The sequence below is a fragment of the Streptosporangium nondiastaticum genome (genome assembly GCF_003011965.1).
Lineage (GTDB): Bacteria > Actinomycetota > Actinomycetes > Streptomycetales > Streptomycetaceae > Streptomyces > Streptomyces nondiastaticus.
In genome coordinates, this window is sequence record NZ_PXWG01000177.1 from 1 (window position 1) to 12107 (window position 12107).

Consider the following 12107-nt stretch of genomic DNA (forward strand, 5'->3'; position numbering starts at 1 on the left):
GACGCCGAGCAGGGTGGCCGCGAGCGCGGCGCCGGTGGCCAGCAGGCCGGCCGGCCGGGTGCGGCTCAGGGATCTCGGTGGGTGGGTGGGCAGGGTTGGTCCGTTGAGTTCAGGCATGGGGGGCTCCCAACTCCTTTTGACGTGGCCATGATGTTGGGGGCGGCCTGAAAGAGCGTCAAGGGCGGATTCCGGACACGGGACGCCGGTTTCCGGATATCGGGCGGCTCGTTACTGCCCCTGAGCTGTGACTTCTGATGCCTCTGAGGCTGATGTGTTTTCTGTGTTACGGATGGCCGTGGCACCCCGCGTACGGGCCCGGGCCTCCGCCTCCCGCAGCTCCGCCCGCCCGCGCCGCGCCGTCCGCAGCGCGTCCCACGTCAGCAGCGCCAGGGCGAGCCACACCAGCGCGAAGCCGGCCCAGCGCTCCGGCGGCATCCCCTCGTGGAACACCAGCAGACCCAGCACGAACTGGAACGTCGGCGCCAGGTACTGCACCATCCCCACCACCGACAGCGGCAGCCGCACCGCGGCCGCGCCGAAGAGGATCAGCGGCAGCGCGGTGATCGCCCCCGAGCACATCAGCAGCGCCGCGTGCCCCGCGCCCGCGGACAGGAACGTGCTGCGCCCCGTCGTCCCCAGGAACACCAGGAACCCCGCGGCGGGGAGGAACTGCACGGCCGTCTCCGCCGCCATGGACTCCAGCCCGTCCAGCCCCACCTGCTTCTTGACCAGGCTGTACGTGCCGAACGACGCCGCGAGCACCAGCGCGATCCACGGCAGCCGCCCGTACGCCAGCGACAGCACGAGCACGGCGGCCGTGCCGACGCCGACCGCCGCCCACTGCACGGGCCGCAGCCGCTCCCGCAGGACGGCCACGCCGAGCGCGATGCTCACCAGGGGGTTGATGAAATATCCCAGCGACGTCTCCACGACGTGCCCGGAATTGACGCCCCAGATGTAGACCCCCCAGTTCACGGAGATCGTGGCGGCGCACAGGACGATCAGGCCGAGGCGCTTGGGCTGCCGGAGCAGCGGGCGTATCCACGCCCAGCGGCGGGTCACGGCGAGCACGACCAGCACGGCGGCCAGGGACCACACCATGCGGTGGGCGAGGATCTCGGCGGGTCCGGAGGGGTCGAGCAGCGGCCAGTAGAGGGGGAAGAGGCCCCACAGCCCGTAGGCGGCGAAGGCGCACAGCAGGCCTTTTCGGCTTTCGCTGCGGGGTGGCGGTGCGGGCGGTGTGGTCATGTCCCCTCCAAGGTGGTGGCGTCCTTGTGAAGGTAGCGGAGAGGGGCCGCGGGCCTCGTAGGGCGAACGTCACGGCGTACGTGAGCGCGCCCGCATCCTCTCCATCGCCGCCCTCACATCGAACGGCACCACCGTCACCGCCACGTTCGGCAGCCGCTGCAGCGTCTTCGCGAGTTCGTCGCCCGAGTCCGTGTGGAGGAGCGCGCCGAGCGGGCGGGCGTACGTGCGGCGGGGGACGAGGAGCGTCAGGGCCGTCGTCCCGTCGGCCGTGACGCGCGAGGCGAGCCCCGCGACCGCGTGCCGCAGCCGCCGGTCCGGGCACTCGACGAGCTCCAGCGGCACGTTCGTGCCCGGCAGCTCCTCCCACCGCGCCGCGAGCCGCCGCGCCCGCGTCTCGTCGATGGCGAAGTGCACGGCCCGCACCTCGTCCGGCCGCAGCTCGTGCGCGTACCGCAGCGCCTTGACCGTGGCGAGGTCGAGCACGTCGACGAGGACGTACACGAAGTGCCGCCGCCACCGCGGCTCGTCGTCGGTGAAGGGCGTCATCTCCTCCAGCGCCGCGGCCTCCTCCCGGTACTCGCGGTTGATGCGGATGAGCGCCCACACTCCGAGCGGGAAGACGACAACGACCAGCCACGCGCCCTCGGTGAACTTGGTGATCGCGAAGATCACGACGACGAGGGCCGACACCACGGCGGCCAGCAGGTTCACCCCGGTCTTCCAGGCGCTCTCGCGCCGCCGCCAGTAGTGGGCCGTCATCCCGGCGGCGGCCATCGTGAAGCCGGTGAAGACGCCGATCGCGTAGAGGGCGACGAGCTTGTCGACGTTCGCGCCCGTGACGAGGAGCAGGGCGAGCGCGACGACCGTGAGGGAGATGATCCCGCCGGAGAAGGCGAGCCGGTGCCCGCGCCGCATGAGCTTGCGGGGCAGGAAGCGGTCCTCGGCGACGAAGCTGGCGAGGAAGGGGAAGCCGGTGAAGGGCGTGTTCGCGCCCGTGTAGAGGATGAGCGCGGTCGCGAGCTGGACGTACACGAGCCCGGCCGTGCCCACCCAGCCGCCGCCGAAGACGATGTCGGCCTCCTGCGCGATGACGGTCGGGTTGCCGTCCGCGTACGGGACGGCGTGCGTGAAGTGGGCGAGGGCGGAGACGCCCAGCACCATGGTGCCGAGGACGCAGCTCATGACGGTCAGCGTCCGGCGTGCGTTGACGCCCTGGGGTCTGCGGAAGACGGAGACGCTGTTGGAGATGGCCTCCAGGCCGGTCAGCGAGGAGCCGCCGTTGGCGAAGGCGCGCAGCACCATGAACAGCGAGGCGCCGTAGAGCCAGCCGCTGTGCGCGTGGCCGAGCGGCACGACCCCGGCGGCGTGCAGGTCGGCGTGGGGCAGCCCGCCGTCGAGGGCCCGGACGAGGCCGACGACGAGCATCAGCGCGACGGCGAGCATGAACAGGTACGCGGGCGCCGCGAACGCCCGTCCCGCCTCGCGGATCCCGCGCAGATTCCCGTACATCAGCAGCACCACCATCCCGATGGTGATGGGGAGCTTGAGGTGGTCGATACCGGTGTAGCCCTCGCCCGTGAGGTGGGCCAGGGAGATCAGCGCGTCCGTGCCGGCCGCGGTCTGCACGGCGACGGTGACGATGTAGTCGACGAGCAGCGCGACGGCGGCGATCTGGGCGACGCGCGGCCCGAAGTTCTCGCGGGCGACGACGTACGAGCCGCCCGCGCGCGTGTACACGGACACGACGTCGCGGTACGACAGCGTCAGGAGCAGCAGGACGAGCAGGATCGCCCCGGTCACGGGCATGAGGAGGGTGAAGGCCGCGGCCCCGACGACGGGCACGAGGATGCGCAGCATCTCCTCGCTGCCGTACGCGGTGGAGGAGATGCAGTCGGAGGCCAGCACCCCGAGCGCCATGGGATTGCCGAGCTTCTCGCGGGCGAGCTGGTCGGTGACGAGCGGAGGCCCGAGCAGCCGGCACTTCACGCGGTAGGCGAGCCGGTCGCGGACGGCGGGCGGGGGCGTGACTTCGGTGTCGGCCATACCCATATGAGAGCGGTTGCCCCGGCGTCCGGCCGTGAGACGCCCCGGGCCGGGGCGCGCAAACGCCGGACGGGCTGAATCATCAGCCCGTCCGGCGTGCGGTGAAAGTGCGTGCGGCGCGGCTAGCCGACCACCGTCCAGGTGTCGTTGCCGGCGAGGAGGGCGCCGAGGTCGCCCTTGCCCTTCTGCTCGATGGCCGCTTCGAGCTGGTCGGCCATCTGGGTGTCGTAGACGGGCCGGTTCGTGCTGCGGAAGACGCCGATGGGGGTCTGGTGCAGGGTGTCGGGGTCGGCGAGGCGGGAGAGCGCGAACGCGGTGGTCGGCGAGGCGGCGTGCGCGTCGTGGACGAGGATGTCGCCCTCGTTCTCCGGGGTGACGGTGACGACCTTCAGGTCACCGGTGGCCTGGTCGCGGACGACGCCCTTGTCGTTGTCCGCGCCGAAGCGGATGGGCTGCCCGTGCTCCAGGCGGATGACGGCTTCCTTGGCCTGGTCGCGGTCCTTGAGGGGCTCGAAGGCGCCGTCGTTGAAGATGTTGCAGTTCTGGTAGATCTCCACCAGCGCCGTGCCGGGGTGGGCGGCGGCCTGGCGCAGGACCTCGGTGAGGTGCTTGCGGTCGGAGTCGACGGTGCGGGCGACGAAGGAGGCTTCGGCGCCGATGGCGAGGGAGACGGGGTTGAAGGGGGCGTCCAGGGAGCCCATGGGCGTGGACTTGGTGATCTTCCCGGTCTCCGACGTGGGGGAGTACTGGCCCTTGGTCAGGCCGTAGATCCGGTTGTTGAACAGCAGGATCTTGAGGTTGACGTTGCGGCGCAGGGCGTGGATGAGGTGGTTGCCGCCGATGGACAGGGCGTCGCCGTCACCGGTGACGACCCACACCGACAGGTCGCGGCGGCTGGTGGCCAGGCCGGTGGCGATGGCGGGGGCGCGGCCGTGGATGGAGTGCATCCCGTAGGTGTTCATGTAGTACGGGAAGCGGGAGGAGCAGCCGATGCCGGAGACGAAGACGATGTTCTCCCTGGCCAGGCCGAGTTCGGGCATGAAGCCCTGGACGGCGGCGAGGATGGCGTAGTCGCCGCAGCCGGGGCACCAGCGCACTTCCTGGTCGGACTTGAAGTCCTTCATCGTCTGCTGGGCTTCGGCCTTGGGCACCAGCTTCAGTGCCTCAGTCATCGATGGCCTCCTTGAGCACGTCTGCGAGCTGGGCGGCCTTGAAGGGCATGCCGCTGACCTGGGTGTGGGAGCGGACGTCGACCAGGTAGCGGGCCCGCAGGAGCGTGGCGAGCTGGCCGAGGTTCATCTCCGGCACGACCACACGGTCGTACTGCTTCAGGACATCCCCGAGGTTGGCGGGGAAGGGGTTGAGGTGACGCAGGTGCGCCTGGGCGATCTCGTCGCCCGCGGCACGCACGCGCCGGACCGCCGCGGTGATCGGCCCGTAGGTCGATCCCCAGCCCAGGACGAGGGTGCGGGCGGTGCCCGAGGGGTCGTCGACGGTCAGGTCCGGGACGGTGACGCCGTCCGTCTTGGCCTGGCGGGTGCGGACCATGAAGTCGTGGTTGGCCGGGTCGTAGGAGATGTTGCCCGTGCCGTCCTGCTTCTCGATGCCGCCGATCCGGTGCTCCAGCCCCGGCGTGCCCGGCACCGCCCACGGCCGCGCCAGGGTTTCGGGGTCGCGCTTGTAGGGCCAGAACACCTCGGTGCCGTCGGCCAGGGTGTGGTTCGGGCCGGTCGCGAACCGGGTCCGCAGATCGGGCAGTTCATCCGGCTCGGGGATCCGCCACGGCTCGGAACCGTTGGCCAGGTAGCCGTCGGAGAGCAGGAAGACCGGGGTGCGGTAGGTCAGCGCGATCCGCGCCGCGTCGAGGGCGGCGTCGAAACAGTCCGCGGGCGTCTTCGGGGCCACGATCGGCACCGGCGCCTCGCCATTACGCCCGTACATCGCCTGCAGCAGATCCGCCTGCTCGGTCTTCGTCGGCAGGCCGGTGGACGGACCACCACGCTGGATGTCGACGATCAGCAGCGGCAACTCCAGCGAGACGGCCAGGCCGATCGTCTCCGACTTCAGCGCCACACCCGGCCCGGAGGTGGTGGTCACGGCCAGCGCGCCACCGAACGCCGCACCCAGCGCCGCCCCGATGCCGGCGATCTCGTCCTCGGCCTGGAAGGTGCGCACGCCGAAGTTCTTGTGCTTCGACAGCTCGTGCAGGATGTCCGAGGCCGGGGTGATCGGATACGAGCCCAGGTAGAGCGGCAGATCCGCCTGCCGGGCAGCGGCGATCAACCCGTACGACAGGGCCAGGTTGCCGGAGATGTTGCGGTAGGTGCCGGCGGGGAACGCGGACGTGGCGGGGGCGACTTCGTAGGAGACGGCGAAGTCCTCGGTGGTCTCACCGAAGTTCCAGCCGGCCCGGAAGGCCGCCACGTTCGCCTCGGCGATCTCCGGCTTCTTCGCGAACTTCTTCCGCAGGAACTTCTCGGTGTTGTCCGTCGGGCGGTGATACATCCACGACAGCAACCCGAGGGCGAACATGTTCTTGCTGCGCTCGGACTCCTTGCGGGAGAGCCCGAAGTCCTTCAGCGCCTCGATCGTCAGCGTGGTGAGCGGCACGGGGTGGACGTTGTAGGCGTCGAGGGTGCCGTCTTCCAGGGGGCTGGTGGCGTAGCCGACCTTGGCCATGGCGCGTTTGGCGAACTCGTCGGTGTTGACGATGATCTCGCCGCCGCGCGGCACGTCCGCGAGGTTCGCCTTCAGCGCGGCCGGGTTCATCGCCACCAGCACGTCGGGGGCGTCGCCGGGGGTGAGGATGTCGTGGTCGGCGAAGTGCAGCTGGAACGAGGACACGCCCGGGAGGGTGCCGGCGGGGGCGCGGATCTCGGCGGGGAAGTTCGGCAGCGTCGACAGGTCGTTGCCGAACGAGGCGGTCTCCGAAGTGAAACGGTCACCCGTCAGCTGCATGCCGTCCCCGGAGTCACCCGCGAACCGGATGATCACCCTGTCCAGCCGCCGCACCTCCTTCGCCGGCGGCGGACCTGCGTCCACGGGCGACGGGACCGCGGCCCCGCTCGGCTGCTCGGCTGGTACGGCCTGTTCGGCCGGGCTGCTGACCTGGCTGGTCACTGCTTCGGACCTCCCTCTGGCGGCGGCGCGCACTCGGTGGTGCCCGACCGGCTTACCCTCGCCATCGTACGTGGGTAAGGCCTGCCTACCTGGGATGGATCACAAGAAGAAGCGGAGGATGAGGCTTCCACTTGTCCTGGTACGGGCGGGTTTGGAGCTCCCGTGAGTGTGGGCCCGCGAGCCCGCCCGCGCTAGGTCTTTCGTGCTAGGTCTCCCGGCGGCCGACCCCCTCCCACCAGGGCGGCTGTCCGGCAGTGAGGCGGCGTCAGTTGATCAAGAGCGGAGGTAGGTCAGGACGGCCAGCACCCGCCGGTGATCCCCATCACTAGGGGAAAGCCCAAGTTTCATGAAGATGTTGCTGACGTGCTTCTCGACCGCCCCGTCGCTCACCACCAGCTGCTTGGCGACGGCCGAGTTCGTGCGCCCCTCGGCCATCAGCCCGAGCACCTCGCGCTCGCGCGGAGTGAGCCCCGCGAGCACGTCCTGCTTCCGGCTGCGGCCCAGCAGCTGGGCGACGACCTCGGGGTCCAGCGCGGTGCCGCCGCGCGCCACCCGCACCACCGCGTCCACGAACTCGCGGACCTCGGCCACCCGGTCCTTGAGCAGATAGCCCACGCCCGTGCTGCTGCCGGCCAGCAGCTCCGTCGCGTACTGCTCCTCCACGTACTGCGACAGGACCAGCACGCCCAGCCCCGGATGGCGGCGGCGCAGCTCCACCGCGGCGCGCACGCCCTCGTCCGTATGGGTGGGCGGCATGCGGACGTCCGCCACCACCACGTCCGGCAGCGCGTCCTCGTCCGCGAGCTCGCGGACGGCCTTGATCAGCGCCTCGCCGTCGCCGACGCCGGCCACGACCTCGTGGCCCCGGTCGGTCAGCAGCCGGGTCAGGCCCTCCCTGAGGAGCACCGAATCCTCGGCGATGACGACTCGTACCCTGTCCTCCACGGCGTGTGGCCCCCCGTCCTGTGACATGTGACGGGGTCAGGATGTCACGGGTGGGAGGCGTACGGCTTGAGGCGGTTCGGCACCGCCCGGGCCACTCCCGTACCCCGGTTTGCCGCAGGCAAGAAATGCCCGCCGCAGCGGCGAGCAACCACTACGGCGCATTCCGGCGGTGCCGGACCGGCCCCGGGCCGTAGCGCCGGAGCCCCGGGCCGTAGCGCAGCGCTAACCGCGCCACGGCAACTCCGCCGTCACCGTCGTCGGCCCGCCCTCCGGCGAGTGGACCACCAGCAGGCCGTCCACCGAGCCCAGCCGCTCCGCGAGCCCGGCCAGCCCGCTGCCGCCGGCCGTCGACGCCCCGCCCTTGCCGTCGTCCCACACCTGCAGCATCAGCCGGTCCGCCGAGCGCCACACGTCCACCCGCGCGCTCCGCGCCTCGCTGTGCTTGCTGATGTTCTGCAGCAGCTCGGAGACCGTGAAGTACGCGATGCCCTCGATCGCCGCCGCCGGGCGGGCCGGCAGGTCCACCTCGGCCTGCACCGGGACCGTGCAGCGGGCGGCCAGCGCGGACAGGGCCGGGCCGAGGCCCCGGTCGGTGAGGATCGCCGGGTGGATGCCGCGGGCCAGGTCGCGCAGCTCCTGCAGGGCGAGCTTCACCTCGCCGTGCGCCTCGTCGACCATGCGGGCCGCCGCCTCCGGGTCCTCCTCCAGCTTCTCCTTGGCGAGGCCGAGGTCCATGGCGAGGGCGACGAGCCGGGCCTGGGCGCCGTCGTGCAGGTCGCGCTCGATGCGGCGCAGGTCGGCGGCCGCGGTGTCCACGACGACCCCGCGGTCCTCCTCCAGCTCCCACACCCGCTCCGCGAGCCGCGAGGGGCCGAGGAGCCCGGCCACCAGCAGCCGGTCGCCGTACGCGAGGCCGCGGATCACCCACGGGGTGGCCAGCACCACGAGCAGGCCGACGGCGCAGGTCACGCCGATCTCGAACGGGTTGTCGACGTAGATGCCCGCGCCGTGCTCGGTGTCGCCGCCGAGCTGCATGCCGGGCTGGCCCCACCACTCCGGGTACATCCACGAGTAGGCCGGGTAGAGGAACAGCGTCCAGCCGACCGACCACGTCACGAGCGAGACGGTGAACGTCGTCACGGCCCACGGCAGGTGCAGCACCGCGTAGAGCATGTGCCGCCACGACACGCCGCTCTTCAGCAGCGCCCCGGTCCAGGCCAGGAGCCCCCGCCGCCCGTTCCGCGCGCGCACGGGCTCCGGCTCGCTGATCTCCATGCCGAGCAGGGCCCGTGCGCGGGCCCGCTCGATCGCCCCCAGCGCCCGTACGCCGACGAGCCCCGCGGCCAGCACCGGCACGCCCACGAAGGTGATCAGCATGCCGACGCCGGCCGCCGTCATCGTCACCGCGAAGGAGAAGGCGACGACCGCGATCGGCAGGCTCAGCAGGTGGTGGAGGAACTCGCGCCAGGTGCGGGCCTCCAGGGGCGCGCGCAGCACGGCGGGCACGCGGTGGGGCCGGCGTGCGTCGTGATGCGCCGCCCGCCCGTAGTCCATGGCCATGACGGTGGTCTCTCCCTGATCGCTGGTGGCGGCGGTTTCGTACGTCAAGGCTCGCGGAGCGGGCGGCCCCGGACCATGGAGGGAGTCGGTGTCCCGGAGGTGGGGTTGTCCCTACCCCCGGCCCCGCGGACGGAGATCCGCCGGTCTAGCCGGAAGCCCGGTCGCGCCACGGGAGCTCCGCCGTGACGACCGTCGGCCCGCCGGCCGGGGACTCCACCGCGAAGAGGCCGTCCACCGAGCCCAGCCGCTCCGCCAGCCCGGCCAGCCCGCTGCCCGAGGACGTCGACGCGCCGCCCCGGCCGTCGTCGCGCACCTGGATGAGCAGCCGCCGGCCCTTGCGCCACAGCTCGACCTCGGCCGTCCGCGCCCGGCTGTGCTTGCTGACGTTCTGCAGCAGCTCGGAGACCGTGAAGTACGCGATGCCCTCGATCGCCGGTGCCGGGCGCTCGTCCAGGTCGACCGAGACCGACACCGGCACGGTGCAGCGCGCCGCGACCGACGACAGGGCGGCGTCCAGGCCGCGGTCCGTCAGCACCGCCGGGTGGATGCCGCGGGCCAGGTCGCGCAGCTCCTGCAGGGCGAGCTTCACCTCGCCGTGCGCCTCGTCGACCATCCGCGCCGCGGCCTCCGGGTCCTCCAGGACCTTCTCCTTCGCCAGGCCCAGCCCCATCGCCAGGGCGACGAGCCGGGCCTGGGCGCCGTCGTGCAGGTCGCGCTCGATGCGGCGCAGGTCGGCGGCCGCCGTGTCCACGACCACCCCGCGGTCCTCCTCCAGCTCCGCGATCCGCCGCTCCAGCTCGCTGGACGGGCTGAGCAGGCCGCGCACCATGGCGCGGTCCAGGTTCGTCATGCCGCGCGCGGCGTAACCGAGGAGCGGCCAGCCGACGAAGAGCAGGCACAGCGTGAGGGCGAAGGTCAGGACGCCCCAGGGCAGCCGGATGAAGCCGTAGAGGGTGGTGCGCCAGCCGACCGGGTCCTTCAGCGCCGACCACATCCAGGGGAAGAAGCCGTGGTGGCGCCGCTGCAGCGAGAGCGGGCTCGGCTCGTCGACGTGCAGGCCCAGCAGCGCCCGCGCCCGCCGCCGCTCGACGCGGCCCAGCGCCCGCGCGCCCGACAGGCCGAGCGCCAGCAGCGGCAGGCCGATGACGGTGACGGACGACAGGACGCCGGCGTAGAGCCACAGCGAGACGTAGAGGAAGCCGAGGAGCGCCTCCGGCAGGTTGAGCAGGAGGTGCGCGACCTCCTTCCACGTCCGGGCGCCGAAGGCGAAGCCGGCCGGGGGGAGGGGACCGTTGCCGCCATCGGAATCATCCAAATGCGAGGTGTTTGTATACTTTTCGTCACCTCTGATGGTTCCGGTGTTGCTCGACGTGCTTTTCGCGGCACTGCTGGCGGTCATACCCCCAAGCCTGCACGGCCGGGACGGGCAGCCGCCATGGGGGCCGTGGGTGGGGAAGGGTGGGGATAACCCCACCAGGGCCTAGACTCCCGTGCGTACAGAACGTCGAACACGCGGGACAGGGAGCGAGGGCGGACGTGACCGCGGACTACTTCCAGAGCTATTCCGTGGTAGGGCTGCTCGCCGTCGTCGGCGTGCTCTTCGTCGCCGTGGCCTTCGGGGCCGGGCGGCTGCTGCGGCCCGTCGTGCCGACGCCCGAGAAGCTGCTGACGTACGAGTGCGGCGTCGACCCCGTCGGCGAGGGCTGGGCCCACACGCAGATCCGCTACTACGTCTACGCCTTCCTGTACGTGATCTTCGCCGTGGACTCGATCTTCCTGTTCCCCTGGGCGACGGTGTTCGCCGCGCCGGGCTTCGGCGGGGCCACGCTCGTGGAGATGTTCATCTTCCTCGGCTTCCTCGCCGTGGGCCTGTTGTACGCATGGAAGAAGGGCGTCCTGGAGTGGACGTGACACCCGCACCCGTGGACCTCCCCGAGCCCCGTCGCCTCGGCCCCCTGGCCAGGCTGGCCCCGGAGCCGATGAAGGTCGTCCTCAACTGGGGACGCCGCTACAGCCTGTGGGTCTTCAACTTCGGGCTCGCCTGCTGCGCGATCGAGTTCATCGCGGCGTCCATGGCGCGGCACGACTTCATCCGGCTCGGCGTCATCCCCTTCGCGCCCGGCCCCCGGCAGGCCGACCTCATGATCGTCTCCGGCACGGTGACGGACAAGATGGCGCCCGCCGTGAAGCGGCTCTACGAGCAGATGCCCGAGCCGAAGTACGTGATCTCCTTCGGCGCCTGCTCGAACTGCGGCGGCCCGTACTGGGACTCGTACGCGGTCACCAAGGGCGTCGACCAGATCATTCCCGTGGACGTGTACGTGCCCGGCTGCCCGCCGCGGCCGGAAGCGCTGCTCCAGGGCATTCTGAAGCTGCAGGAGAAGATCGCGCGGGAGTCGCTCGGCGAGCGGTACGGCTCCGCCGGGGGCACGGGGGCCTCGGCCGCCGCCCTGCGCAGCGGGCTGGTGACGCCGCCGCCGGCGCCGTCGGCCGCGCCGGAGGAGACGGACCGATGAGCGAGCCGACGCAGGAACCGACGCCGACGCCGGCGCCGGAACCGGTGCAGGAACCGACGCCGGAGCCCGTTCCGGACACTGCCGTCGGCTGGCTGCCGGGCGGGCCGGTCGCGCTCTTCGGCGAGGGCGCGACGGCGGAGGAGACGTACGACCTGCTCACGGTCGACGTCCCGGCCGAGCGGTGGATCACCGCGCTCGAAACCGCCCGGGACCGGCTGGGCTGCACGTTCTTCGACTGGCTGAGCGCCGTGGACGAGCCCGGTACGGGCTTCCGCGTGTGCGCGCACCTGGTTGCCCTGCCGGGCGGGGGCGAGGGCGGGGGCCCGCGCCGCCTGCTCCTGCGCACGACGGTGCCGCACGAGGCGCCGGCGCTGCCCACTGCTGTGGGCGTCTACGCGGGTGCCGCCTGGCACGAGCGCGAGACCCACGAGATGTTCGGCATCGACTTCCCGGGCCACCCGCACCTGGCCCCGCTCCTCCTCCCCGACGCCTTCGAGGGCCACCCGCTGCGCAAGGACTTCGTCCTCGCCGCGCGGGTCGCCAAGGCGTGGCCGGGCGCGAAGGAGCCGGGCGAAGCGGCGGACGGCGGCCCCAAGCGCCGCCAGATGCTGCCCCCCGGCGTCCCCGACCCCAACGAATGGGGCCCCCTCAAGGGCCAGCTCCCCCCGGCCCCGA

At 71.9% G+C, this 12107-nt stretch carries 10 protein-coding genes; 3 read left to right on the top strand and 7 right to left on the bottom strand.

Features of this window, described 5'->3' with window-relative positions; translation table 11 throughout:
• Positions 1–228: 228 nt before the first annotated feature.
• From rarD to B7P34_RS32645, 7 genes are all read right to left on the bottom strand, one after another.
• Complete coding sequence (gene rarD / locus B7P34_RS32615) at positions 229–1248, bottom strand: EamA family transporter RarD (RefSeq protein WP_106681783.1); 1020 nt, start codon at positions 1246–1248, stop codon at positions 229–231.
• 69 nt (positions 1249–1317) lie between these two features.
• Positions 1318–3291: an APC family permease gene (locus B7P34_RS32620; protein ID WP_106681784.1), complete on the bottom strand. Its 1974-nt coding sequence runs from the start codon at positions 3289–3291 to the stop codon at positions 1318–1320.
• 122 nt (positions 3292–3413) lie between these two features.
• A complete protein-coding gene (locus B7P34_RS32625) occupies positions 3414–4463 on the bottom strand; it encodes a 2-oxoacid:ferredoxin oxidoreductase subunit beta (RefSeq protein ID WP_106681785.1) in 1050 nt (349 codons plus the stop codon).
• Complete coding sequence (locus B7P34_RS32630; protein ID WP_223268466.1) at positions 4456–6333, bottom strand: 2-oxoacid:acceptor oxidoreductase subunit alpha; 1878 nt, start codon at positions 6331–6333, stop codon at positions 4456–4458. Before B7P34_RS32630 ends, B7P34_RS32625 begins: the two co-directional genes overlap by 8 nt.
• A 351-nt stretch (positions 6334–6684) precedes the next feature.
• Complete coding sequence (locus B7P34_RS32635; RefSeq protein ID WP_106681787.1) at positions 6685–7356, bottom strand: response regulator transcription factor; 672 nt, start codon at positions 7354–7356, stop codon at positions 6685–6687.
• Positions 7357–7578: 222 nt separating this feature from the next.
• Entirely contained in the window at positions 7579–8964 is a 1386-nt protein-coding gene (locus B7P34_RS32640) for a sensor histidine kinase (RefSeq protein ID WP_223268464.1), read from the bottom strand.
• A 97-nt stretch (positions 8965–9061) separates the two neighbouring features.
• A complete protein-coding gene (locus B7P34_RS32645) occupies positions 9062–10231 on the bottom strand; it encodes a sensor histidine kinase (RefSeq protein WP_223268465.1) in 1170 nt (389 codons plus the stop codon).
• A gap of 221 nt (positions 10232–10452) precedes the next feature.
• Here B7P34_RS32645 and B7P34_RS32650 point away from each other — a divergent pair, with 221 nt between their 5' ends.
• From B7P34_RS32650 to B7P34_RS32660, 3 genes are all read left to right on the top strand, one after another.
• Positions 10453–10827, top strand: a complete 375-nt coding sequence (locus tag B7P34_RS32650; protein ID WP_106681790.1) for an NADH-quinone oxidoreductase subunit A — start codon at positions 10453–10455, stop codon at positions 10825–10827.
• A complete protein-coding gene (locus B7P34_RS32655) occupies positions 10824–11432 on the top strand; it encodes an NADH-quinone oxidoreductase subunit B (RefSeq protein WP_286157534.1) in 609 nt (202 codons plus the stop codon). The genes B7P34_RS32650 and B7P34_RS32655 overlap by 4 nt, the downstream gene beginning before the upstream one ends.
• Positions 11429–12107 (top strand): NADH-quinone oxidoreductase subunit C (locus B7P34_RS32660; protein WP_146166996.1); only part of this gene is annotated, 679 nt, incomplete at its 3' end. The genes B7P34_RS32655 and B7P34_RS32660, both read left to right, overlap by 4 nt.

Coding starts and splice junctions, on each gene's coding strand:
- rarD (WP_106681783.1), bottom strand. CDS start 1,248: ATGACCACACCGCCCGCACCGCCACCCCGCAGCGAAAGCCGAAAAGGC.
- B7P34_RS32620 (WP_106681784.1), bottom strand. CDS start 3,291: ATGGCCGACACCGAAGTCACGCCCCCGCCCGCCGTCCGCGACCGGCTC.
- B7P34_RS32625 (WP_106681785.1), bottom strand. CDS start 4,463: ATGACTGAGGCACTGAAGCTGGTGCCCAAGGCCGAAGCCCAGCAGACG.